We start from the raw sequence: 26,541 nt of genomic DNA, 5'->3' as shown, positions 1-26,541 counted from the left end.
TCTTTTTCATCTGTTAAGATGATTTTTTTGCTCTGTTCAGGACGCCGTAAATTTATTGACCTTATTCAAATACCTATCGTTTCTTCGAACATTGCTGCTCTGGAAACAAGTATTGACGGTTCTATTTTTTACTTGTACTACTTGTATTGTTTATCAATATTTCAAAGAACTTGCTGCTTTCGTTTTAAAAGCGGGTGCAAAGGTAAAGGCTTTATTTTTAACTACCAAACTTTTTCGGAAGTTTTTTTTATTTTTTTCTTTTTACTCATTTCTCAGGCTCTCTATGCGAAAGGGAAAGAATGTATAAAAGAAAAACAAAGGCCGTTTTCTTTGCGAATCGGACTGCAAAGATAAGAACTTTATTTATTATCCTCCAAAACTTTTCGGAAGTTTTTTTTGTTCTTTTCTTTAAGTGCAATCTCGCTTTTTCACTATGTCAATTCTGCAAGGCTTTCTTCTCTTGGAAAGCGGGTGCAAAAGTACGCCCTTTTGGTATACAATCCAAATATATTAAACTCTTTTTTCGAAGTTTTTTTGAAAGAATATGCTAAAGCGCTGAAAGATAATGATGTTGTAGAACATATTTTTTATCATGAGTGGATTGCGGGCGAAAACGGTACACATGGGATACATTATTATATCACACGCGGGCGCGTAAGCGCACGCAAAAGAGAAAAAGATGCAGAAGAAAGAAATAACAGAAATTACAGTCGAATTACAGATGAGAAAAAGAAAGCTACAAGAAAAAAGATATTAGAAAAAAGCAAGGGGATTTATTGTCAACCGCTAGAATACTTGTTCTAAGTAGTCTAACGGTTGACTATTCCATATGGATATGCCGGATAAATACTGAGTGGATACCGATCAGATTCTATATACAAAATCAGAATATCATTCTTTTTTAGGATTCTCGATCCGCAGGCTGACAAGTTCAACCCACTTCTTTATGCCCAAATCAAAGCCGCCTTTTTCTAATAGATGAAGAGCGCCCGCATAATGAAGGGCAGTTTCCTCCCTACTACAGTTGATCTTACAAGACAACTCACCCAGATAATACTCCAGGCGAGCCATTTGGATATAGTCCAATAAAGTATAATCACCTTCAGTTGACAAATCAATCAATTCTCTTATCAAAGCATAGGCCAGTTCACATTCCGTATAGGTTAAATCCGAGAGAGGTTTGTGCATGACAGGATGCTGAACCAACTGAACAACAATGCGATTAAAGTCTCCGTACATAGGTTGCGTTATTTACCGCATCAGTTCCCGATGGTGCGAGGGTTTATAAAAAAGAAAGAGCGTGGAAACTATCTACCTACGCTCTCCAAATGGTATCCGCTAAGACCCGTCCCAGATGCACAAGTGATAGCCCCACGCTCAATTGAGTATATAACAAGGTTATATTTACAAAAGATGCGTGAGACATGTCACTTACTACAATCTCCGGGAAAAATTTAGCGGATTCTTTTGGAGAGATATATAATAAATAACCGTTCTCAATAAAAATATTAAAAAGCTACTTCCTTCGCTCGAAAGTAAGCTATGACAAAAGTAGCAATTTATATTTAGCAAACAAACAATTTTGACAAAGAAATAGGTATGAGACATAAAATTGTTATAGCTATATATTGGCAACTTTCAAATCCCCACTAATTTGTCCTTACGACTTAAAGCAATGTATTGATGAATTAAACTCAGGCGGACGTTTGCCCTGATTGTATCAAAATAAAAACGCTCAGTTTTTCCCTGTCGCCTATTTTTCACTTGCATTTCTCATATTCTCATTGTTTTTCGATAAACGAAAGATAATCAAATAGATATATTATGAGAAATACTTTTCAAAACGGCATTTCTCATAGTATTACCAGCGTTTTATCCATAAAACAACGTATTTCTCATAGATTTTCATCACTTTCAAAAACATTTCTCATAGATTTTCCAAGCGATTCCAAATACTTTTTTACTTGTTTTGCAGAGTATTCAAGTTATTCTTCGACAAAACCGTAATAGTTAGCATGGACTGCAACGAAACACGCAGTAAAAAAAGAGTCTACTACAAGGCAAAGGAAGCATCAGACTATTATGAAGTCAAGCCAAGCTAGAGATGTAATCAGGTAATACTTAAATAATAGATTATAAAATGGACATGCGGAGTATAAAGAGTAGACATTAGCATATTTATGTATAAGCAGCCATATCGTTCCACTAGAGTGGAAAGGTCTGTGCACTAGAGTAGACAGTACCGTTCACTAGAGTGCAATGATCTGCCCACTCCAGTGAAACGATACAAATACTTATAGCAAAACACAACAATGATTAGGATAAAATATAAAGGGATAAGGAGAACTTAATACAGGAAAGCAGTAAAGTAAGGCAAGGTAATTGCTTTATAAAAAGTTACTTATATAAAAAAGGAAGAATAACAATCAGTCCGGAAAAAGACTGGGAGGAACAGAATGACGACCACAAAAAACAAGAAATAGAGAAAATGCATAAAAGGAATATGAGAATAAGAAAAAAGTCTATGAGAAATACACTATTTTCAGCATAAAAAGGTGGTAATATTATGAGAAATGCCGTTTTGAAAAGTATTTCTCATAATATATCTATTTGATTATCTTTCGTTTATCGAAAAACAATGAGAATATGAGAAATGCAAGCGAAAAATAGGCGACAGGAGAAAGTGTGCGTAAGTAAACTGAATTCAGCATTTTTTTAAGAAAGAGCAAAAAGGAAAAGAGCAAAAAGAAAGAGATAAATCCAGGAATCCGATTGGATCCATATACCGTATACCTAACGAGCAAAATTCCTCTTCAGTTGTTATTCATACATAAACATATTCTATACAATAAAAATAATATCATGGAGAAAAATATTTTTCAGTTAGATAATGAGCAGCTCAAAGAGATTGCTCGCTCATTTAAAGCGAAAGTAGAAGAAGGTTTGAACACTGAAAATGCAGAGATACAATGCATTCCCACTTTCATCACTCCGAAAGCAAGTGGTATCAATGGCAAATCATTAGTACTCGACTTGGGAGGAACGAATTACCGGGTAGCAATTGTTGACTTCAGCAAAACGCCTCCCACCATTCATCCTAACAATGGTTGGAAAAAGGACATGTCGATTATGAAAACTCCCGGTTATACCCGAGAGGAGTTGTTCAAAGAAATGGCAGATATGATAACCGGAATAAAACGGGAAAAAGAGATGCCAATTGGATATTGTTTTTCTTATCCGACAGAGTCCGTCCCAGGTGGAGATGCCAAACTGCTACGTTGGACCAAAGGAGTTGATATAAAAGAGATGATCGGAGAAGTTGTTGGAAAACCTTTACTCGACTATCTGAATGAAAGAAATAAAATCAAGTTTACGAACATAAAAGTGCTCAATGACACTGTTGCCAGTTTATTTGCCGGACTTACCGACAGTAGTTACGATGCGTATATAGGTCTGATTGTAGGAACAGGCACTAATATGGCAACTTTTATTCCGGCTGACAAAATTAAAAAATTAAATCCGTCACATAAAGTAGATGGATTGATTCCCGTCAATCTGGAATCCGGCAATTTTCATCCGCCGTTTCTCACTGCAGTAGATAATACAGTGGATGGAATCTCCGGGAATCCGGGAAAACAACGTTTCGAAAAAGCTGTATCCGGTATGTACCTGGGAGATATTCTAAAAGCAACTTTCCCATTGGAGGAGTTCGAAGAAAAGTTTGATGCACAAAAGCTCACCTCTATTATGAACTATCCCGATATTTATAAGGAGGTGTATGTAGAAGTAGCACAGTGGATATATAGTAGATCAGCACAGTTAGTTGCAGCTTCACTGACAGGGCTTATCATGTTGTTGAAGTCATACAACAAGAATATACGAAAAATTTGCCTGGTTGCAGAAGGCAGCCTTTTTTGGAGCAAGAACAGAAAAGACAAGAACTATAACATGATTGTCATGGAAAAATTACGGGAGCTTTTCAGTTTGTTTGGTTTGGAAGATGTAGAGGTTGATATCAAAAGCATGAATAATGCCAATTTGATAGGGACAGGTATTGCGGCTTTATCCTGACACCTCCCTGCCTATCATCGTCATTACAGGGTGATCCTCCCAATCGACTTGCTTATAAGAATCTGACAGGAATGTGCCAGAACTCTCTTTTTAATGTAATAGCCCTCGCTACAGATAGTTGTAACGAGGGTTATTCTTCGTTTATAAAGATTTGCACGCACCCTTATCTAACCTATTGCAGATATATCAAATCTATTTCAAGATTTAATAGACAATGTAGTGTGTAAAGTGGTTGTTTACTTAATCTTCAAAGCAAAACCACCTCCGGGTGCCAAATGAATCTTCAACTTACTGTCATTTTTTATCCGGATGGATTCACATTTATAATCACGCCCGATCCGGTGAGCATTTGCTCCGTCTTTAAACAATGTAGCGTCATACGTCTTACCACCCAGGAAAGAGCAATCCACTTCGATGTCACGTGCCGTCCAATCGGTGATTCCACCTACATACCAGACATTTCCACTCCGGCGTGCTGTTACGATATACTCTCCCATCTTACCATCAAGCACGATACTTTCATCCCACACTGTCGGAACATCAGCAATAAATCCTGTTGATTCCGGTTCGCGCATATAGTTGCTCGGCGTATCACACAACATATTGAAAGGAGATTCGAATACAACATACAGAGCAAGTTGACGGCAACGAGTTCCCTGACTCATCGGTTCTGAATTGCAAGGGTAATAGTTACCTTTCGAAGCATTGCGCATCGCTCCTTGAGTGTAGTCCATCGGACCGGATACTTGACGAGTGAAAGGAATCATCACGTCATACTTCACCTGGTCCACCGAAGCCGGGCTCCATTTCATCTGTTCCAGACCATTGACACCTTCAAAGTTCAATACATTCGGGTAAGTACGATTCAAACCGGCCGGTTTGTGCGTTCCGTGCAAGTCGAGGATCAGTTTGTATTTAGCACACATTTCGGCAGCCCGATAATTGAACGCAGTCATAAGCTGATCGTCACGATCCATAAAGTCGACCTTAAAACCTTTTACTCCCATGTCGGCATAATGACGGCAAACGTTCTCCATATCACGCTCGAAAGCATAATAACCGGCCCAAAGAATGATGCCCACATTTTTGGAGGCTGCATAATCTACCAATTCTTTCAGATTAATCTCTTTCACCACTTGCATCAAATCCGCTTGCAGATTTACCGCCCAGCCTTCGTCAAGTATCACATATTCAATACCGTTTGCAGAAGCAAAATCAATGTAGGCTTTATAAGTCGGATTATTTACTCCGGTCACAAAATCAACGCCATCCAAATTCCAGGCATTCCACCAGTCCCATGCTACTTTGCCGGGTTTGATCCATGAAAGATCCGTCAGACGGGAAGGGGCAGCCAACAAATAGCTCAAGTTGCTTGCTGCCAAATCCTTATCGGAAGTGGTAACAATGCTCATGCGCCACGGGAAATTCCGGGGTTTATCTACTTTGGCAATGTAAGCTTCATGCTCTTTCACCAACATTTGAAGTTGATTGTGTCCGCCTTGCACCATCTTCTTGGGGTATGGAGCGAAACGTCCCGTCAACCGATTTTCTCCTTCAGCAGCAGACAAATAGAGACCGGGATAATTCTCCAAATCGGATTCTGTGATACAAACCTTAACGCCTTCTCCGGCATCCACGACTAATGGCAAAAACATCAAACGTTTTTTATTCAGCTTCGATAATGGATCGGTAGTATAAGTATTTTCGAATGAATTGAAATATTGAGAGTCATAATCACCGTCTTTTCCTGTTTTTACATAAGGTACAGAAGCTACCATATCGGATGGGAAATGATAATCTACTGTTTCATCTACCACGTTGAAAGGTTTCTTCGCACGGCTGACAAAGCGGTAAGCAATACCATCATTGTACGCACGAAACTCGACATTCCAGTCTTTTTTAAACCGAAGAGTCAGTTCATTATAGTGGTCTCTCAATTCACTGGCACGATAGAAAGGAGAAGGAATCATCTGATCCACTTTTTTCCCGGAAGTGCCGGACAACTTTGCTTTCTCTCCCCAGACTTCTCCGTTATCCAATGTCATCGAAATCGGAGAAGGAGCAAGAATCTGCCGTCCGTTACAGCGGATGTCATAAGTCAGCTTATCACCTACGGTAATCGTCGTTTGAAGCTTTCCATCCGGAGAGTTCAAAGTAAATTGTTTTTGCGCCTGTACCGTAAGCGTACATGCGACAATACATAAGAATAATAAAATCTTCAGTTTTTTCATGGTTTTAATTATAGTAGTTATCAAATTATAGAAGAACGATACAAAAATAAAATAATATAGTATAGCAACCTATATGAAAACTAAAAAACAGAGATAAAAAAGAATACGTAATCCTATCTTTTTCCTGTCAGGGATTGAATACAATCGACTTCTTCCTGCTGATAAGGTACTCCAGTAGGACGATAGATATCATGAAACCATAATTCCGGTTCTTCACCCGACGGAATAACGTCATCCCAGGCAAAAATAGTATTTGTCTTTCCTGCAACAAATCCCCAATTGATGGCGCCTACCTTTTCTTTTTTCATCAAAGGAAGAACATTACAAAAGCGGCTGTCATTGCGACGGGCCATATATTCGGTACAGATCAACGGACGGTTAAGCATCTTCAGAAATTTGATACATTCGCCATGCCGTTCCTCATTATCGTAATTATGATAAGAGATGATGTCCGAATGATTCAACACAAACGCATTCAGGACATTCTTCCGGGGCGAATTATAGTCCCATACACCGGCAGTAATCGGTTGTGACGGTTTACAATCGCGCACCCAACGAAAGACATTCGTCAATAAGGGCAAAGAAGTTTCCTCGTGTTTACTATTCCCCGGCTCATTATACAAATCCCACATCAATATCCGGTCATCGTTAGCATAGGTTCGAACAATATCTTTTACATACTCTTGCAGAAAAGGATACAACGTCAGTGTGTCTTTACGCAAACTACACGAAGGGTCCTGCACCCAGCCGGAATTATGTACACCCGTCTTCGGTTCCGGTTGCTTGCCATAAGCCGACTCCGGATTCCAACAATCATCAAAGAACACAAACATAGGGCGGATTGAATATTGCCCGCAAATATTCAAAAAATCATCCATACGTTTCTTCATTCCTGCCGCATCATTTTGCCATACGACACTGCTCAAGAAAACGCGTAAGGTATTAAAGCCCAGTTCATGCGCCCATGATAGTTCTTTCTCAATCTGTTCAGGATCGAAAGTATCCGCACTCCACATTTCTATCTGATTGATTGCCGTTGCCGGAATATAATTGCAACCGACCAGCCAAGGCTGATTGTCATACCATTCTTGTATCTTCTCTTCCGTCCAACGACTGTTGTTTGAAGAATTAGAATCCTGTGTACAAGCGCATACACATATCCCCACTAAAAAGAATAAAAACACAACATTAACACACCATTTATTTTTCATGCTATTTTCAATTGATTAATATAAAAGATTCCTTGTTCTTTTAATTCCCGTTTATTTGATTATTTATGCCTGTCGTCTGACTGTTCCTTCCACACCACTACTCCTGCAGGTTCGAGGCGTGCACTGCCGATCAATATCTCCGCCTCATCGGGAATGGCTATTTCCTGAATGTCCGATGTATAATTCAAAGCGATGTAAAAACCATCCCGCCATTCCTTCACTACTCCGTATGGTAAATCTTCAGTCGGTACGCCGGCTTCCTTATATACACGACGTACTACTTCTTTCTCCAATTTCCCGTCATCGGTATCCGTTCCGATATAGGTGGCCGTTCCTTTACCCAGCCTACGGTGTATCACGGAAGCAGCTCCCTTATAAAACTGGTCCGCATACACAGCCCAAACATCTGTTCCGGCAGACGGGGTTAGTACGTCCGCCCAATTGTTCCAGGCGTATTCCATGCCCCCGAAATCTACCTTTCCATACAGATTGTGAGGCAGATGGTCATAGTACAGGCTGTTTATTCCGGCCAGTTGGTGGATGGGAGCAGCCAAAGGAGCCTCCCACAGTTTGGCATTACGGTCTTTCTGCCCGGTACGGCAGGTCAGAATCAGATGTCCTCCATTCTTCACGTATTCAGTCCAACGTTCTACCAAATTGTTATCAAGCAACTGATAAGCCGGCGCAATCAGGAAAGGATAACCCGAAAAATCCTCCTTCTCCGAGATCACATCGACGGGAGCGGCAAAGGACTTCAACAGGTTGTAATACTTATGTATGTGCGGCATCGTCCACCACTGGTCTGTTTGACGCTGGAACTCCATTTCCCAATAGTTGTTCATATCGAAAAGCAGTCCAATGCGTCGGGAAGCCAGCTCTTTGGGCATACGGTTTTTCTTATCGTAGACGGCACGAAGCTTTTTCATCTCCTGCGCAATACATACATATTCTTCACCACCTGGAGAAAGAGTCACCCCGTCGGTCATTATCATGCCGTAATGATATTGCTCACTGCCTTTCAGAGGTTGACGGAAACGGTAATTGCACACAAACTTCCCACCACCTGCAAAAACGTGATACACCCACATACGCACAGCGCCGGGTAGGGGTTGTGGATTATACACTCCCCAGTTCACCTGACCGGGTTGTAGTTCCATCACTCCGAATGTTTTGCCTACACGGTTACGAAACTGGTCATTGGAAAACCCAAGATCTTCAGGAATCCCCATTCGAAAGCCCTGGCTACCTATTCCTTGATTATGTCCGGTCACCAGATAGCGGGTGTAGGTCAGGAAGTCCGTATGATCGATCCGTACCGGGTCAACCGGATTGAAAACAGGAATCAGGTTGGTAGTGATCCATTGGTCTTTATTAATATGCTGCCGGAGTATGTCCGCCTGCATATTAACAAAGCCCGCCAATTCGTCTGCCATGAAACGGTTCAAGTCGAGCATGGCATGAGGATTGGGCTTATCGGGTACTTCCTGCTGACTAGGGAGACGCACTTGGTCGAAGTCCTGATAAGTTTCACTCCAGAAAGAGGTTCCCCATGTATCATTCAGTTTGTCGATAGTCCCATATTTCTTTTGTAGCCAGATGCGGAATTTTAGTTGTGCATTTTCACTGTAATCCACTACTCCGTAGTGTCCCGGCTCATTGTCAATCTGCCAGCCGATAACAGCAGGATGATTGCCATAACGCATTGCCAGACGGGAAACAATGTTTTCTACATAACGACGGTAACGGTCGCTACTCCAGGAAGCATGCTGACGCCGTCCGTGCTGAATGGAAACTCCATTATCCCGCTGAATCAATATATCGGGGTACTTTTTCGACAGCCAGGCAGGAGGTGTAGGAGTAGGCGTACACATGATTACTTTCAAACCATATTTCTCCGCCAAAGAGACTGCACGATCCAGCCACTCAAAATCATACTTTCCTTCTTCCGGCTCCATCATGGCCCAAGCGAACTCCGCAAAATGGGTGAACTTGATCCCCATCTCCGACATTTTCTTCAGATCACGTTCCCATTGGGAGGAATCCCATTGCTCGGGGTAATAATAAGAACCCAAAGCAAACAACTCTTCCGGAGGAAAAGACTTATCGACCGGAGACTGGGAAAAGGTTGCCAATGAAAACAATAAAGCTAAAACCAATAAAGATTTCTTCATGGATATTATTTTTAGAATCTATATAATAAGACATTTCTAAAAGAGAAAACCACATAGCCATTTATATAAAGAGGTCGTGTTTTGTATAAAACCGGCCTCTTTATGGTATGCTATACTAATATAATACTCAAAACTAGTATTTCTTTGTAAACGTGCAGGTATTTGTATTCATATCCAGCTTGACATGATATATACCGGCTCTGAAATTAGCTCCCGGTCCGAAGTTTTCTGTTTCCTGCCATTGATCTCCGTTCCAATAACCGCCCCGGGCTATTAAATCACCTTCAGACACAATAGTCACGTCAAACGAAGTAATTTCATTATTCCAACCTTTTTTCTTATAGAATCTGAACATAAAGTCATTGTTTAAAAATAGATTGGTTTCAAAAATACGATCCCCGGTCTTCACACAACAGATAAAATCTTTCGGATTTTCCCATCCCCAATTTCCAATGTCATCAGCAAGAAGTCCGCTGATTCTAGGATGCCCGAAGGTAGCCCCAGTGATCCATACAGTTTCGGGAAATTCCGCACCAGTCGTTTTCTCTACATATATAAGTTCCCTATTCTTATTATAGGAGATCTTATACTTGCCATCCGGAGCATTAAACTTGTATTGGCCGTTTTCATTCGTAAAGTATTCCGGTTGAAGCATATAATCCAGATAACTAAAACCTTCAAAATCGACAGTCTGCCCTTTCGTGAGATTCAACTCTACACCGATATAATTGGGATAATCAGATTGAGTCAGCTCTGTACCGTTTATTTTATAAAATTCTTCTCCAAGCTGCCCTTCGTCTACCTTATCAATAAACATACATATATTCTTATTCAGATCTATCCGGACACGGTATACTCCCGGCGTGAAATCCGGTCCGGCTACAAAATCACCGGTAAAATGTCCGCCACCAGTACCACCCGTTGCCGGATCACTATAAAACCAGCCTTTACCTAATAGATTAATAGGATAAGGATTAACAGTGGTGCTAGCCAGTTCACCTCCCCACGGACGTTGCTTATAGAATTTAAACTGGAAATCTTTAACCAGATAAAGAGTTGTTTCAAAAACATTATCCGATATCTTCACGCATTGGAATGCATCACTCGGCAAATTGAAGGTCCATGTGGCAACAGTCACCCGTCCGGCTTGAGGATGCCCGAAATTAGAGCCGCAAACCCATAAACCATCCGGGTAGTTTACTGAACGATTTTCTAAATATATCAGTTTGTTTACCGGATCGTAAAACAGTTTATAGTTTCCGTCCGCCCCTATAAATGTGGCTTTATCCTTTGTTATATCTTCAAAGAAATCCGGTTGAAGCATCTTTCTCACATCACCGAAATTGCCGAAAGTCACTTCATCGCCTTCATGAAGTTCCAAAGCAATACCCAGGTAAGACGAAGCCTCCTCTAATATACCCATTTCATGTCCGTTAACAAGGAAGGTTTGCTCCTGAATATTTTCATCTTTTGCTTCAAAAGCACAAGTATTATTATTCAAATCAAGCGTAATAAGATATACTCCGGGTTGGAAAAGCGGTCCAGGGATAAAATCTCCCCCACTCTTTCCTGCAACCAGGAATGGGGTGGTAAGTGTTATATTGTCTTCCGGTAAAGTGGTAATCTCATTATCACCTTCTCCCCAACCTCTATGTTTGAAGAACTTGAATGAGAAGTTATTAGCCAGATATACAGTGAGCTGAAAAACGTTGTCAGCACTTTTATAACAATAAAGCACATTGTTGGCTCCGTCCATACTCCAGCCACTTGTAGTAACCACTCCCGCTTGAGGATGCCCCCAGTTAGCACCACAGAACCATAATCCTTCCGGATAAGTTGCACCGGCTTTTTCTACATACAGAAGTTCATTAACGGGATCATAAAGCACACTATAATCGCCTGTCTCTCCTTTAAAACGAGCTTTATTTTCGGACAAGTATTCAAAGTAATCCGGTGAGAGGATTGATTCTATACCGTCGGTTCCCGAAAATTCGATTTCCTGTCCCTTTTCCAAATGAAGCTTCTTCCCCTGAAAATTGGAGTAAATTTCTTCATCCAACACATTCCCCCCTACGGAAAGAGGAGAGGCAAGTTTCCATTCCGGCCAATTATCCCATTTCTGTACGTCATCGCTACAGGATGCCGCCAACAGAAGCAGAAAAATCGTATATATATAATATTTCATAATACAGTCATATTAAGATTATACATTTATTTTTTATATGCTTTCAACAAAGCCTGATAAACCGTTTCGTTCACCTTCACGATGCAGCCGTGTCGTGCACCCGGTCTGTCCGTGCCATCCTTTACATTAGGTCCGGAGAAGGTACGCTCTTTCCACGGTCCGTCCATAGAGGTCGACTGAAACAAATGATAGCCATAAGGTTTGGCAGCATAAGACTCCGCATAAATGAACCAACCGCTATGATTGGGCCGTTCGATAAAAATAGGTGCTTCGCGCATCATATCATTCGGAGTGACGGGTGCTCCCGGATTGGTGTAAGGACCGGTCAGATTGGAAGAGGTGGCAATACGGACTGTTTTCCCGGTTTCCGGAGCAACAGCCGGATCGCGTTCATCTTTCAAGATTGCATAATAAACACCGTTTACCTTCCGGATAATGGCATCAATAATAGCCATGTTCTCATCTGTACCAGTGAAGTTGAACAGTTTCTGCGGTTCTGTATACGTCTCAAAATCTTTTGTCAACACATAGAGAGTACGCATACTGTCCCAGTCATCCTTATCCGGATCGTTGCAGGCATGCCAGCTTATAATATATTGTCCGCTGTCCTTGTCATAAAACATCTTGGGTGCTCCCCAATAATAAGTAGTATAAAATCCCTGCGCATTACTACGATTAAAAATCATTTCATCCAACGGGGTAGACGTCCATGTCACCAAATCTTCCGACCGCCACAAAGCCAACGGATTGACTGCTATCATATAAAAAGCCCCATCATGTCCCTGACAAATATCTGGATGCCCAATGTAAGCACTATTGATTATCCGACCTTTATTCAGCGTCTCCCAATTTACACCATCCCGGGAAGCTGCATAATACAGCTTTCCATAATTAGCATTCGTCATGTGAGCAAATAAATATCCGCCATCTGTTTCTACCGGAATTTCTTCTCTGCCTGTTTCTACATCATCCGAGCATGCCCAACTCATTAAAGACAATAATAGACCAATTATATAGTAACTCATACGTTTCATATCTTTATATTCAGTTAATAGGTTTAATTTATATTTTGCTGCGCTTTGCTCTTATCTTCCGCCCAACCCGGACGTTCCCAAGTCTGCTTCAGCTCTTTTCCATAAGAAACCGCCTGTTCGACTGCATAATTAGGAATCGGCATGTACTGATGCGTCGGCATTACTCCCTTCGCCTTATACATTTCCTGCGCATATTTATTAAAACGGATCAAGTCAATTTTACGATTACCTTCATAAAAGAGTTCATGTCCCCGTTCAATCAGGATCGCATCCAGAAAAGCATCTTTGGTATTGGTTGCCACAGCCGGCAAATTTGCCAATCCGGCTCTGTTCCTTACTTGATTTACTGCATTTATAGCAGCCACAGAAGGAACGGTTCCTGTTTTGCGTACTTCTGCCTCTGCATACATCAATAATACATCGGCCCATCTTGCCAAAGGAATATCGGTACCCTGGAAAGTTGTCATGGTTTCCTGCGGAAATTTATTCATAATATATCCATTCCATCTCACCCCCAGATTGTCTTTATTAATGATAACACCATTCTTGTCTTTATAACTAGTCACAATCGTTTTCAAACGACCGTCGTTACTTTCGAAAGCATCATAGTATTTCTTATCCATACTGAAAGCCTGAAACCATCCGCCTCCCATTGGGAAAGGAGCCCCTTTTGCCACATCGGAAGGTAAAGCCCACATCAGGAAAGGATTCGCATTTCCATGTTTCGGGTTACCATCGGCAGCCGGGCTACAACTGACAGCCATAATGATTTCTTTATTGAATTTATTGGCATTCTTGAACAGGTCAACGTATGGGGTACTTCCAGTTCTAAACAAATCATATTTACCTGTATTGAGTTCATTATACATATCCATCGCTCTCTGATAATAGCCTTCCATGTGTTCTCCCTCGTTCAGACAGTGTTTCATCAGGCAGAAACGGGCATAGTCACGCGTATAGCGTCCCAAATCCGGAGCCACCTCGGGAGCATTCTTTGCGGCAAACTCCAAGTCATCCGTAATCCATTGAGTCATTTCGTCCAAAGAAGGACGCACGGTATTCGATAACGCTTCCGGATCAATTACTTTTTCAGGGTCCAGGATGACCGGTACAGGACCGTAAACATGTAACAGAAAATACATCATCAATCCACGGCACAGACGCGCTTCTCCAAGCAGATTATTCTTTTTTTCTTCTGTAAGAGCAGTCAGAGGAGCTTTCTCCAAAGTTCCAATGATTTCAGTCATACGGGTTATTTGAGCTGTTTTCGGGAAATGGTTGAGGTTACTGCCATCATCTACATTTCCACGCCAGTAATAAAAGCAATTACTGTAGTCTCCTTTAGTAAATCGTTCCCAGTCTGCACCTACTGTGGTAGCAGATGCACATATATCAGAAGTGGAATCAAACATACGTACCGTTCCTCCCGACTGTATATGAATACCGTGCTGCAAACCGCCTGAACCCATATCATACGTCCAAACCGTAGTGTATGGCAAGTAGCAAATCATCATATAGGAAACATACTCCTGCTCTGTAGAAGGATATTCTCCCTGCAACAAAGCTCCATAAATATAAGGATCAAAATTATTCTCACAACTACCGAATAATAGTTGCAAGGAAACAAGCATCGGTAAAAAAATCTTCTTTTTCATACGACATAATTTGTTAGATTTCATAGCTTGAAGTTTAGAAGGTTAATTTTGCACCTATTGAATAAACTCTCATTTGAGGATATTGCCCTCCGGTCAAATTAGAAGAGGAAGTGTTGATTTCAGGGTCATATCCTTTGTATTTGGTAAAGGTCAAAGGATTCTGAAAATCGACAAACACACGTATTCCTCTAATATATCCTTTAAATACAGATAACTCTTTGGGACCCAGATTATATCCCAGTGTGATGTTTCTTACACGTATATAAGAGGCATTTTCTCTTGTATAATCAAAGCCCAGATTTTCGGGTAAAGCCACTGATTTACTGATTGCGATACCCGGGAAGCGTCCGTTCGTGTTTGTCTGGGTATTCCAAATGTTATAAGAATAGATACCAACATTGTGCGCATCCACTCCTCTGGAGAGACCTCCGACATCTATACTATTGCCATATGCATCATTCCATTTCTTTACTCCCAATTGACCATACATGAATATATCCAAATCAAAGTTCTTCCATGTAAATGTATTCCCGAAACCAAAATATAATTTAGGTAACGTATTATCCATATAAGAGTCATTCACATCAATGATTCCATCACCATTTTTATCTTCAACAATAGGATATCCCGGCATACAAGCAGCAGGACCTAACGAACGTTGCGATTCGGGCATATTACTCTTATCCACATTGATGATACCGGTCGTTTTATAATAATAGAATGCATTCATCGGTTCATTTTTCCTTTTCTGATATTTTTGATAATCATAGTTGGGCATACGTTCTATCCATACCGCGTTATAATGGGACAGTGTAATTTGAGAGGTCCATTTGAAATCATGTGTTTGAAGATTCAGCGAATTCAAACTCACATCTACTCCGGTACGTTTATAATGTCCTCCATTGATAGGACGTGTTCCGTGCATTCCCAATAATTCAGTCGGTGCTGTACCCAACAAATGGGTTACGTCATTACGGAATACATCTACACTACCCCAGATTCTATCTCTAAGAACGGAAAAATCCAATCCGATATTTTTCATAACCGTCTTTTGCCAGGTTACATCTTCATAGTTGGCACCGGACAATATGTAAGGAATATAGGTAACTGAATTATTATTGAACTGAACATCTTCACGGGTAGTTGTTACAATACCATATAGTGTTGTACCTAAATTGTCACTACCAGTTTCACCATAACTGGCTCTTAGTTTCAACATATTAATCCAAGAGATATTCTTTATAAATGATTCTTCGTTCATTTTCCATGCTAGAGAAACAGATGGAAAGAGAGCATATTTCTTACTGGGAAAGAATTTATCCGTACCGTCACGGCGCAATGAAGCAGATACTACATAGCGACCCAATAAGTCGAAATTTCCTCTGACAAACTGTGACCTCTTTTCATTTTTATATTTATAAGAAGTCGGATAGAAAGGACCGTCTGCCATGCCTACACTGCTTCCCTGTATATGATCATTCGCATTTTCGTATGATATATCCGAACCATCGCCACTATCGAGATAACGTCCCATACCGGCCATCAGATTCATATCCAACAGCTCTCCAAACTTATGTTGAAATGTCAACGTACCTTCGAGAGTGCTTTGTTGCCTTTTTCCATATCCTAAGTTTCCTCTGGATTTACGTTGCAATGCGTAGTAAACATCAGAAGGTATGTATGAATCACGAGAGGTATTTTCCTTGTTCAATCCATACAACACTTTTGCCGAAAGCATATTCTTTATGATATCAACATCCAATGAGAAATTCATGTAATAACCACTTTGCTCGGACTTATCATTAATATCATGCATGGAAACAGGGTTAGGCGTCCGGCTAAATACATTATATTTCCCTTCGGCATCGTATATAGGAAGATAGGAAGGATAGAAAATTGCTCCGAAAAGTGCTCCGGCTCCCTGATCTCCTAAGTTCCCAACATCCCCGCCAACAGTAGAGTTCGTGTAATTATTCTGATTCAAATTGACGATTGTTGTCAGTTTCAAAAAGTTAGTCAGTTGGGAGGTGATATTTGTACGCAAAGAGTAGCGCTCCATATCCGAATTATGAACGGTAGCATCTTCTTTATAGTAGTTAACACCCAGATAATATTTAAACTTTTCAGAACCACCGCTAATCGTCAGATTATGATTGGTCACCGCACCTGTTTTCAGCACTTTGTCCAACCAGTCCGTAGTCGGAGCATTGGCTATTTGTGTCGGTGTAAAGATAGGTGTCCACTTATCATCATAAGCGGTATTTCCATAAGGATACTGACCTTTGTCATATAAATAATTCTCCTTACTGAAAACATTGACCATGTTCATCAATTCGGGACCACTCAATACCTCCAGATAAGGATAATGTTTCTGTATGGAATAACTTCCTTCATACACTATGGTCGGTTTTCCTTCTTTTCCCTTTTTGGTAGTCACCAAAATAACACCATCGGCAGCTCCGATACCATAAATGGCAGCAGAAGCATCTTTCAGGATTTCAATAGATTCAATATCGTTGGGATTTAATCCTGCCAATCCTGCACGGTTGACGGAGGAAGGAAGTGATGTGCTCCCCGTACCGACTTCAAAAGAGCCGCTAGGCATAACCACTCCATCTACCACATAAATCGGTGTACCACCTCCACGAATGGAGATATTGATGCCTCCCCCCGGCTGGGGACTGGATACGGTTGCCTGCAAACCGGCAGCACGCCCCAACAACATTCCGGAAATATTACTGGTAGCTGCTTTCGATATTTTTTCTGTTTTTACCGTAGCAATAGAAGTAGTCAGATTTTTGCGGGAAGTCGTACCATATCCCACCACTACCACCTCATCTAAAATTTGCTGATTTTCAGCCAAGGTCACGGATAAAGAGGTCCGGTCGCCCACTTTTACTTCCTGTGTCTGATAACCAATATAGGAAATCTCTAATACGGCTCCCGGTGATACTTCCAACGAGAACTTCGCATCCAAATCAGATGCGGTTCCGTTAGCCGTTCCTTTTTCCTTGATGGTAGCACCGATGATCGGTTCACCATTGGCATCATTCACCACACCTGTGATTTTACGTTTTTTAGTGTCTTTAGAGGTATTCTGCCGTTGCCCTTTTTGGACAACAATGTTTTTACCTTTTACCTCATAAACAACATCTTGCCCGTACAATATCTGATCGATAGCCTCATTCAACTGCTTTGCCTTTACACTCACAATTTTCTTTGTATCCAGATCTCCCACTTTATATACGAAAGAATATCCGCTTTTATTCTTCAATTGCGTCATTGCTTCTTTCACTGAAACATTATTCATTTTCAATGAAACGGCCTGGGCTAGCATTGCTATGTTAAGGCAAAAGAGAGCCACGACCATTAATATGGCCTTCTTCCTGTAATTCATAAAATAAACAAATTATTTAATTAAAACTTGAATAACTCGTTTTAAAAGAGATGTATTTTGCTAACTTTGCATTATCTCTTTTGAAAACATGCTCACGTTTGAAAGTTGTTGAAGAAGAGATTCAGGAGCCGGAAGATGTTCGAGATCTTCCGGTTTTTATTTTTCTCTCCTTATTCATTCACTAAAGACTATTCAGTATTATTTTCTTCCTTCATATTCTTCAATTTCTAAGGTTAAACAATCATAGTATTATAAATCTCTGGTAACCGGTTAATAGATAGTTATATTGCGTTCTTCAATCTTATATTGTATTTTCTCCGTAGATGCCAACGCATCCAATACTTCCTGAATACTTTGCTCCCGACGGACAAAATTACCGTAGAACCGGAAGGTATTTAAAGAATCATTGGCAATGCGAATAGTTACATTGTAGCTACGTTCCAATTCTTTCACGATGTCCGGCAGAAGCTCTTCATCAAAAAACAGATAACCGTCCGTCCATTGCGAAGCATTAGAGGCTGTAACTGTTTCTACTGTCATCCGTCCATTCGTTTTATTCAATATTGCTCTCTCATCAGGCGCAAGAATTGCTTCTTTCTCTTTTTTCAGTAAATTATTCAGTTCTACTTTCCCTTCCAATAAAGATACTACGACTTCATGATCCTCCGGGTAATCGCGAAAATTAAATTTTGTTCCCAGTACTTGCAATTGTAAATCTTTAGTCTTTACAAAGAAAGGGAGTTTTTCATTCCGCCGGACTTCAAAATATCCCTCACCTTCCAGTTCGATCATACGATTATCGACTCCGAAACCTTGTGAGTAAGTCATTCGTGAACCGGCATTCAGCCAAACTAATGTACCATCCGGCAAATAAAGCTTTGTCCTCGATCCTAAAGGAGCTTCTACGGATATATCCGCGAATGTGTCTTTTACGTTCACTCCTCCCTGCCAATAAGAGAAGCAGCCGACTGCAAGTATGACTGCAATAATCGCTGCATAACGCCACAACATTGACAACCGGAATCCATGATGAGAAGTTTTTTCTATTTCCTTCCGATTTCCGATACGTTTCTTAAATGTATCGAACGCTTTATCTTTATTGTATTTCGACGCAGCTTCACAACTGACAGCAGAAAACCAGACTTCCCGCTGCTGAATAAAGTAATTCTTATTTTCAGGTGATGCAGCTATCCATGCTTTCAGTTCGGCTAAAGCATTTTTGTCCAAACCTTCCGTCAGATAGGTTGCAATCAATTCATCAATATGTTTCTTTTCTTCTTCCATTTTTCTGCGTTCTATAAAGGAGACAGTAGTTTTTTAATTGAGGGTAGTCTGAAAATGACTTTTTTTCGTTTTTACCCGAAAAAAAATAAAAGTAGAGTAATCAGATATTTACTTAGATTCATTTGTAAAGATGCTAATGCATTCTTTATATGATATTTAACCGTATTGACAGAGATGCCTAACTCTTGAGAAATTTCTTCGTATGATTTTCCTTCAAAACGACTTTTATCGAATACGCGACGACATTCATTCGGCAATTTATCAATGGCTTTATATATTTCCTCTTCCAGTTCACGCTCCAGCAATGCACCTAACGGATGCGAATCGGATATCGTCATTTTATCGTCTGTTATCTCATCAGGCATTAGAGATGAAAACGCGATCTCACGCTTTTCCCATTCAGAATTCAGATAGTTGATACAACGATTACGGACGGCTCTCACCAAATAGCTACGGATAGAAACGGAAATCGCTAACGTTTCACGAATCTCCCATAAATGAAAAATAGTATCCCCGACAATGGTTTCCGCGAGGAATTGATCTTTTACATAGCCACTCGCGACATGACACAGCAGAGCATAATGATGGTCATAGATGTATTGATAGGCGTCTTCGTTGCCTATCTTCAACTGCTCTACTATTAAAGTTTCAGTGTGCTCCATGAATGTATTAGTCGAGTTAATGGCACAAATTTAGAGAAATTGCAGCAGACTACCTAATATCCATATTAATATCTTCAAGGACATCACAATCCAAAAGAATTATAAAAAACTTCTCTCGTTGATTTACGAGATATAGAATAAAAAGTTATTTTTGCACCGTTTTTTTAATTTTATCTTAAACTAGTATTATGTACAAGATTTTTCACGGCTTCCATCTAGTGGAAGCTTATCAGGACTTAAAGAAAGCCAAACGGTTGGCAAAAAATCAGACAGTGGCCAGATGTATAAAGCTAACCGTAGCTATTACCCTTTCCCTTATTTTATGGCTCCTCCCTATTGACACATTTGGTATAGAAGGGTTAACAGTTATAGAACAAAGACTTATTTCTATCTTTATTTTTGCCACACTGATGTGGGTATTCGAGGCTGTCCCTGCATGGACCACTTCTGTATTGATTGTCGTTTTATTGTTACTCACCGTTTCCGACAGCAGCTTATGGTTCCTTACTCAAGGAATCTCGACAGAAAAATTGGGACAGACAGTCAAATATAAGTCCATTATGCATTGCTTTGCCGATCCAATCATTATGTTATTTATTGGTGGGTTCATACTTGCCATCGCAGCAACCAAAAGCGGATTGGACGTATTGTTGGCACGCGTCATGCTAAGACCTTTCGGAACCCAATCACGCTATGTACTATTAGGATTCATTCTTGTTACAGCTGCATTTTCAATGTTCCTTAGCAACACGGCTACAGCTGCCATGATGCTCACTTTCCTAACTCCTGTATTAAAAGCACTTCCGGCAGACGGTAAAGGAAAAATAGGTCTGGCTATGGCTATTCCTGTAGCTGCTAATGTGGGTGGCATGGGAACTCCTATCGGCACACCGCCCAACGCAATTGCCTTAAAATACCTGAATGATCCGGAGGGACTGAACCTGAATATCGGTTTCGGAGAATGGATGAGTTTTATGTTACCCTATACTATTATTGTATTGTTTATCGCTTGGTTCATACTTTTACGATTGTTTCCCTTTAAACAAAAAAATATTGAATTACAAATTGAAGGTGAAGCCAAAAAAGACTGGCGTTCCATTGTGGTTTATATCACTTTTGCTATCACAGTCATACTTTGGATGTTTGACAAGGTGACGGGAGTAAACTCTAATGTAGTAGCTATGATTCCGGTAGCCGTTTTCTGTATAACGGGAGTCATCACCAAACGCGATCTGGAAGAAATCAGTTGGAGCGTACTCTGGATGGTAGCCGGCGGCTTCGCCCTGGGCGTTGCTTTACAAGAAACCGGACTGGCGAAACATATGATTGAAGCTATCCCATTCAACACATGGCCTCCTGTATTAATGATTGTCGGCTCCGGACTTATTTGTTATGCTATGGCTAATTTCATCTCACATACAGCTACGGCAGCATTGCTCGTCCCCATCCTAGCCATTGCAGGAAGCAGCATGCGTGAGAACCTATCTTCCTTAGGTGGAGTAGAGACTTTATTGATTGGAGTGGCAATCGGTTCATCATTAGCAATGATATTGCCTATCAGTACTCCTCCCAACGCATTGGCACATGCCACAGGCATGATTCAGCAAAAGGATATGGAAAAAGTCGGAATAATCATGGGAATCATCGGACTGATATTGGGATATACCATGTTGATTATACTTGGCTCCAACAAATTATTATAAAAAATACTCTTTCCATACAAATAAGCCCTGTGAGAAGCAATCATTCTTACAGGGCTTTTTTGCTAATCAGTCTTACTTGAAAACCTGGAAAGAATCTCTTTTGATATTGCTATCCGTTGTTTCAGATAGTGGCAGACTTCTTCCCACCGATAATATGGGAAAAAGGATGTGACCACCGGAATGGTTACTTCTTGCTCATTCAAAAGTATTTTGACCCAGACTTGACAGTTCTTATCACGATAAAACACCCATTGCACATTAGCTGCCATCGGAGCAATTTCATAATCTTTCCAATAAATGGATACGGAATCAGGTGATGCTATCTGTATATCCGTTTTTCCTATACCCATCAATGCTACAAAAGGAATGACAGTTTCTGCATGCGCAAAACGAAGATCCACCCGATTGTCCGATTGCCCGTTAATTGCCTGCTCTGTCGTTTGAATAAACTCTGAAAGTAACGGCCATGCAATTGCAACCGGCAACATATTTCCAACTGGTGCTGCACTTTTAGTCAGATATTGCCGCAAGTTTTGTGTTTGCCAATAACCATACCATTCTTTATCATTGAGAATACCTTTCATATTAAAAGATAAGCCTGTATCAGGAAGTATAGCTGCTATTGAGAACAAAGCCATGACAAACTCCCGTTTTTCCTGTTCTGTTTCTTGTCCTGAGGTGAGAAAAATCCTTTTCATGACAGGTGTAAAAACTATCTTATCTTGCACAAATGATTCATACAAAGAAATCCAGTCACCTTTCTCTTTATAATAAACATAAGGCTTGTTCAAATCAAAAAAACGAAGAAGTGGGTTATATTGCTTTCCTGCACTTTTCTTTATTACCAATGAGGAATCCTGTTTTTCCATACCAGAAAGAAAAGCATCCATACTACTAATACAACGAGGAATATAGGAAGCTATCGCTTCAATTCGCGCCGAATCTACAAATATTTCAGGATAACGCAATAGCATACGCTCTGCTATTCCCTTTTGTTCCTGCTCTCCTACTGCCGACAATTCTCCCCATCGTCCTTCGAAAGCTTCGGACAGCCGTAATACCGTAGCAAGCAGTTCCTGACCTTTTACAGTCAATCTGTTTTCCTGCTCCGCCAATATAAGCACATTTCTAACCTTCTCTAATGCTTTTCCCGAAGTCGGGAACCGTGCTCCGTGCCTTCCTAAATGATTGATATAAAAAGGAACCATACCATCATGGTTCAAAACAGGCAGATTCTTTATCAAAGGATACGGCATAGCCGTTCCTGCATATTTCTGAATTGCACTTTGCCCGAATAAAAAAGTTATAGGGAAAAGCAGACCAGCTAAAAATATCAATATTGCTCTCATCCGGCAGAATATATATTTGTTTGCCAAACATAACAACCGGGCATAGAACAATGTTTATATACGCTGCCTACTATTTCTCATTTTTTAAATTGCTTGCCGGACAAGGTTCTGTATTTTCCGAATCTCCATATTTGCTCGGACTTACACCATAATACTTTTTAAATACCTCACGGAAATATTTCGCATCCGAGAACCCGACCCTATCGGTAATTTCCGCTATTGTATATTCGCCCTGCTTTAGCAATTGTGCAGCATGTTGCAAACGTATCATCCGGATATAATCAGCCGGAGCATAACCTGTCAAGACCTTTAATTTATTAAAGAAACTCGTACGGCTCATGTGATGGCGACTGCTAAGCATTTCTACATTAAAATCCGGATCACTCATGTTCTTCTCTATACATTCCTTGACCGAAGCAATAAATTTCCAGTCCAGAGTATTAGTACAATTAACCGCAAATTTCTGTTCTTCCTCTTCGATACTATTATAAACCTGACGGAGCAAAGCACGATTCGCCAGCAAATTCTTAATCGTTGCCTTGAGTATTCCTACACTGAAAGGCTTGGTGATATAAGCATCCGCTCCGATTTCCAGCCCTTCTAGCATATTCTTCTCGTCTCCCAATGCTGTCAGCAAAACGACCGGAATATGAGACATCTCAAGATCCCCTTTTATCGCTGAACAAAGTTCATCTCCGCTCATTTCAGGCATCATTATATCGGATATAACAAGATCCGGATTAAATTCCCTGATTATGATAAGTGCATCCTTTCCATTCGGACAAGCCTGAATATTATAACTCGTCTTCAGCATATCCACCAGATAATTGCGCAAATCATCATTATCCTCCACTATCAGGATCCGTTGTAAGGAACTGTTTATCTGGGATATTTCCATAGCCGGCAAATCAGAAATACTACCCGGTATGATAGTCTCCGGACGTTCATCCGGCAGCTTGGGAGAAATAAATTTAGCTTTATGAAGATGGCTATTTCCTTTCGGGAAAGTAACTCGTACACAAGTGCCTTGTTGTTCATTGCTCTGAATCTGAATCTTGCCTTTATGTAATTTGACTAGTTTGTATACCAACATCAGCCCTATTCCGCTACCTGTCACTTTTAGATTGACAACATTGCTACCTCTAAAACAGTTCCTGAACAATTTCTTCTGTTCGCACGAAGGAATACCAATTCCCGTATCTTTCACCTCAATGCTCCACGTGTTTCCTTCCTCACAAGCGGAAATGCAGACACTACCTTCTTCAGGTGTATACTTCAATGCATTCGACAAGATATTTTTCAGAATAGATCCCATCTTGTCACTATCAAACCACACATTCAGATAGTCAAAATTGCTTTCATAAACAAACCTGACATGTTTCATTTCAGCATATTTGCGAAAAGCAGCACAAACATCATTCATAAAAGTATTCAGCTCATACTCGGAAACATAAAGAGTGGATGAATAGACATCTATCCGTTCGAAATTTATCAAGTTCGTTGTCAGCTGAAGCAATGTATTTACATTCTTAAGAGCCATATTCATATGGGGTAACGCCTGTTCGGTCACCATACGATTTTCTATGACTTCCTCCAGCGGAGCTTTTATCAACGTAAGCGGCGTACGTATGTCATGAGCCGTATTAATGAAGAACCGTGTCTTCTCATCCGACACTTTCTTCTGCTTTTGCAACATGATGATACGAAAGATGATAATCATAACCAATACCAACAGAATTGCATATCCCACCATAGCCCACAAACTGGCCCATACCGGAGGTGTTATAACAATCTGAATGTTCCTTGTCTCATAAGTCTTATACTTCTCTTCATTGGATACGGCACGAATTTGTAACGTATAACTGCCAGGAGGCAGATTTCTGACAAGAATCCGGTTATCCTGACTTGGACGACTCCATTCTTTATGATAACCATCAATTTTCCATGAATAAAGAATGTTGGAAGGATAATCATAATTAATGGATGCCACATCAAGGGAAAATGTATTTTGTCCGTAAGCTAGTTCCAGCCGGTCAGTTTCGTCAATGTCCTTCTTCAAAGGAGATCCGTCATCACCCGGATAAACAGGATGATAAGCAATCATAAAATCACGTAATAACAGGCGTGAGTAATGCGGTTCCGGTATCTGTATATTTGTCGGGAACTTAACTGCACCTTCATTACCGCCAAAAACAAGTGTGCTTTTATTCCAGGCGGTGGCAGAACCTGCATTAAAATTGACACTCATCAATCCTTGTTCCCGTGTCCAATTACGAAAAGAATGTTTCTGGGGGGAATAGATTGTAATACCGGTTTCCGTACCCATCAGAAGACTCTCGTCCTGACGTGGAAGAATTGTATAAATATTGTCAGAAATCAACGCACAGTTATCAGTACGATATTGATGGATAAACTTTTTCTTATTAATGTCATAAACAAGAAGTCCGGCTCCACGGGTACCAATATATAGGATACCGTCTTCTCTCTGGTATAATGCACATATATAGGGAGATTCAATAGGCAGATCAATATACCGGTAAATTCCGGATTCTTTATCAAGCAGGTAGAGTCCCATTCGCGTACCAATCCACATCAGCCGGTCATCCTTCTCCTGAATGGTAGTAATAGAACTTACTCCCGGATATAAACGTACATTTTTAGTATCAAGATTGATACGCTTCAGATGATAATATCCACCGGACCAGATATCACCTCCCGAATCTTTTTTAATGTCATAAATATATTGATCGGGACGTACTCCTGCAATGGCAGCAGGAGAAAGATAAGTTACCTTAAACCCTTTCTTCTTCTCTATCTTGTAAATACCCGATGTATAACCACCAGCCCACATTACACCGGGAGAGACTTCACACAGCGCTAAAAAAATGTGATTCTCATCATTCGGTACCGGATCAAAGGAACTAAAGAAGGAACGCCATTCTTTTGTATCAGTCTGATAGAAACTGATACCGTTACTGGTTGCAAACCAGAGGTCACCGTCACTATCCTCCACCACATCATGAACCTGATCGTTCACCAGTGACCGGGTATTACCAAGAGAATGTCTTATCAGGTCATAACTTCCATAACGGTTGTTACGGATTGTAATGCCGGTGGGATAATTTGCGAGCCAGATGCGATCTTCTTCATCCACATAGACATCATTAATATTATTTCCATTCATCCCGTTATAACTGCTATAATCAGCTGTTATGTAGGGTTCACTCATGTATGTATTCACATCCAGCTTATATATACCTTTTCCCCCAGTAGCCACTAGAAGTTCATGAGCGTTTAAAGCAGCAATCTGGTTAATCTCTACATGATTGGGGAATTGACAAGAGATGATTTTTCCTGTTCCCCCCATGTCATATATAAGTATTCCCTCTTTATAGTTTCCCACAAATAACTGCTTTGAAACAGCATGGTAATAAAGTTCATGCACTGGACAGGGAAAACGCACGAGTGCTAATTGTTTAATAATCAATAGTTCCCTTCTCTTCTCAAAACTTATTTAATGGCAATACTCTTGTATATCTAATAATAAATAAAGTCTTCCTAGTTACTTTTCCTCATATAGACGTGTCA

Annotated in this window: 15 protein-coding genes and 1 pseudogene; 4 read left to right on the top strand and 12 right to left on the bottom strand. The window is 40.5% G+C overall.

Features of this window, described 5'->3' with window-relative positions:
* The coding region (locus LPH68_RS20915; protein WP_230297117.1) for a hypothetical protein at nt 1-354 on the top strand (354 nt) is incomplete at its 5' end.
* 135 nt (nt 355-489) lie between these two features.
* Complete coding sequence (locus LPH68_RS20910; protein ID WP_230297116.1) at nt 490-804, top strand: hypothetical protein; 315 nt, start codon at nt 490-492, stop codon at nt 802-804.
* Nucleotides 805-891: 87 nt separating this feature from the next.
* On the opposite strand, the gene LPH68_RS20905 is transcribed toward LPH68_RS20910, so the two are convergent.
* Nucleotides 892-1,239, bottom strand: coding sequence for a hypothetical protein (locus LPH68_RS20905; protein ID WP_008645116.1), 348 nt, complete (start codon nt 1,237-1,239; stop codon nt 892-894).
* A 1,623-nt stretch (nt 1,240-2,862) separates the two neighbouring features.
* Here LPH68_RS20905 and LPH68_RS20900 point away from each other — a divergent pair.
* Nucleotides 2,863-4,071 (top strand): hexokinase, encoded by a 1,209-nt coding sequence (locus LPH68_RS20900; protein WP_151923900.1) that lies wholly within the window; start codon nt 2,863-2,865, stop codon nt 4,069-4,071.
* 236 nt (nt 4,072-4,307) lie between these two features.
* Here the strand turns inward: LPH68_RS20900 and LPH68_RS20895 are convergent, their stop codons facing one another.
* From LPH68_RS20895 to LPH68_RS20855, 9 genes are all read right to left on the bottom strand, one after another.
* A complete protein-coding gene (locus tag LPH68_RS20895; protein ID WP_055236030.1) occupies nt 4,308-6,302 on the bottom strand; it encodes a glycoside hydrolase family 97 protein in 1,995 nt (664 codons plus the stop codon).
* Nucleotides 6,303-6,415: 113 nt separating this feature from the next.
* The gene (locus tag LPH68_RS20890; protein WP_015531711.1) at nt 6,416-7,513 is read right to left on the bottom strand and encodes a cellulase family glycosylhydrolase; all 1,098 of its coding nucleotides are present in this window, start codon (nt 7,511-7,513) and stop codon (nt 6,416-6,418) included.
* Nucleotides 7,514-7,572: 59 nt separating this feature from the next.
* Complete coding sequence (locus LPH68_RS20885; RefSeq protein ID WP_230297115.1) at nt 7,573-9,684, bottom strand: beta-galactosidase; 2,112 nt, start codon at nt 9,682-9,684, stop codon at nt 7,573-7,575.
* Nucleotides 9,685-9,817: 133 nt separating this feature from the next.
* Nucleotides 9,818-11,869, bottom strand: coding sequence for a SusF/SusE family outer membrane protein (locus LPH68_RS20880; RefSeq protein ID WP_151923300.1), 2,052 nt, complete (start codon nt 11,867-11,869; stop codon nt 9,818-9,820).
* Between the two features lie 26 nt (nt 11,870-11,895).
* A complete protein-coding gene (locus LPH68_RS20875) occupies nt 11,896-12,894 on the bottom strand; it encodes a family 43 glycosylhydrolase (RefSeq protein ID WP_022200203.1) in 999 nt (332 codons plus the stop codon).
* Nucleotides 12,895-12,926: 32 nt separating this feature from the next.
* Complete coding sequence (locus tag LPH68_RS20870) at nt 12,927-14,582, bottom strand: RagB/SusD family nutrient uptake outer membrane protein (protein ID WP_055236033.1); 1,656 nt, start codon at nt 14,580-14,582, stop codon at nt 12,927-12,929.
* A gap of 10 nt (nt 14,583-14,592) precedes the next feature.
* A complete protein-coding gene (locus LPH68_RS20865) occupies nt 14,593-17,955 on the bottom strand; it encodes a TonB-dependent receptor (protein ID WP_009040223.1) in 3,363 nt (1,120 codons plus the stop codon).
* 270 nt (nt 17,956-18,225) lie between these two features.
* Nucleotides 18,226-19,239 carry a FecR family protein gene (locus tag LPH68_RS20860; RefSeq protein WP_230297114.1) on the bottom strand — a complete coding sequence of 338 codons (1,014 nt, stop codon included), beginning with the start codon at nt 19,237-19,239 and terminating at the stop codon, nt 18,226-18,228.
* 71 nt (nt 19,240-19,310) lie between these two features.
* Nucleotides 19,311-19,901: an RNA polymerase sigma-70 factor gene (locus LPH68_RS20855; protein WP_151923299.1), complete on the bottom strand. Its 591-nt coding sequence runs from the start codon at nt 19,899-19,901 to the stop codon at nt 19,311-19,313.
* Nucleotides 19,902-20,089: 188 nt separating this feature from the next.
* On the opposite strand from LPH68_RS20855, the gene LPH68_RS20850 reads away from it, so the two are divergent.
* Nucleotides 20,090-21,604: an SLC13 family permease gene (locus LPH68_RS20850; RefSeq protein WP_151923298.1), complete on the top strand. Its 1,515-nt coding sequence runs from the start codon at nt 20,090-20,092 to the stop codon at nt 21,602-21,604.
* Nucleotides 21,605-21,666: 62 nt separating this feature from the next.
* Here LPH68_RS20850 and LPH68_RS20845 read toward each other — a convergent pair whose 3' ends face one another.
* The gene (locus tag LPH68_RS20845; RefSeq protein ID WP_008026659.1) at nt 21,667-22,953 is read right to left on the bottom strand and encodes a histidine-type phosphatase; all 1,287 of its coding nucleotides are present in this window, start codon (nt 22,951-22,953) and stop codon (nt 21,667-21,669) included.
* Nucleotides 22,954-23,023: 70 nt separating this feature from the next.
* Nucleotides 23,024-26,401: pseudogene (locus tag LPH68_RS20840) on the bottom strand (response regulator); the annotation flags it as partial.
* Nucleotides 26,402-26,541 lie beyond the last annotated feature (140 nt).

Source organism: Bacteroides sp. 1_1_30, assembly GCF_020982715.1.
Lineage (GTDB): Bacteria > Bacteroidota > Bacteroidia > Bacteroidales > Bacteroidaceae > Bacteroides > Bacteroides xylanisolvens.
The sequence above is the reverse complement of the archived record's forward strand: the minus strand, read 5'-3'. Positions and strand labels throughout refer to the sequence as shown.

Coding starts and splice junctions, on each gene's coding strand:
- LPH68_RS20905 (WP_008645116.1), bottom strand. CDS start 1,239: ATGTACGGAGACTTTAATCGCATTGTTGTTCAGTTGGTTCAGCATCCT.
- LPH68_RS20900 (WP_151923900.1), top strand. CDS start 2,863: ATGGAGAAAAATATTTTTCAGTTAGATAATGAGCAGCTCAAAGAGATT.
- LPH68_RS20895 (WP_055236030.1), bottom strand. CDS start 6,302: ATGAAAAAACTGAAGATTTTATTATTCTTATGTATTGTCGCATGTACG.
- LPH68_RS20890 (WP_015531711.1), bottom strand. CDS start 7,513: ATGAAAAATAAATGGTGTGTTAATGTTGTGTTTTTATTCTTTTTAGTG.
- LPH68_RS20885 (WP_230297115.1), bottom strand. CDS start 9,684: ATGAAGAAATCTTTATTGGTTTTAGCTTTATTGTTTTCATTGGCAACC.
- LPH68_RS20880 (WP_151923300.1), bottom strand. CDS start 11,869: ATGAAATATTATATATATACGATTTTTCTGCTTCTGTTGGCGGCATCC.
- LPH68_RS20875 (WP_022200203.1), bottom strand. CDS start 12,894: ATGAGTTACTATATAATTGGTCTATTATTGTCTTTAATGAGTTGGGCA.
- LPH68_RS20870 (WP_055236033.1), bottom strand. CDS start 14,582: ATGAAATCTAACAAATTATGTCGTATGAAAAAGAAGATTTTTTTACCG.
- LPH68_RS20865 (WP_009040223.1), bottom strand. CDS start 17,955: ATGAATTACAGGAAGAAGGCCATATTAATGGTCGTGGCTCTCTTTTGC.
- LPH68_RS20860 (WP_230297114.1), bottom strand. CDS start 19,239: ATGGAAGAAGAAAAGAAACATATTGATGAATTGATTGCAACCTATCTG.
- LPH68_RS20855 (WP_151923299.1), bottom strand. CDS start 19,901: ATGGAGCACACTGAAACTTTAATAGTAGAGCAGTTGAAGATAGGCAAC.
- LPH68_RS20850 (WP_151923298.1), top strand. CDS start 20,090: ATGTACAAGATTTTTCACGGCTTCCATCTAGTGGAAGCTTATCAGGAC.
- LPH68_RS20845 (WP_008026659.1), bottom strand. CDS start 22,953: ATGAGAGCAATATTGATATTTTTAGCTGGTCTGCTTTTCCCTATAACT.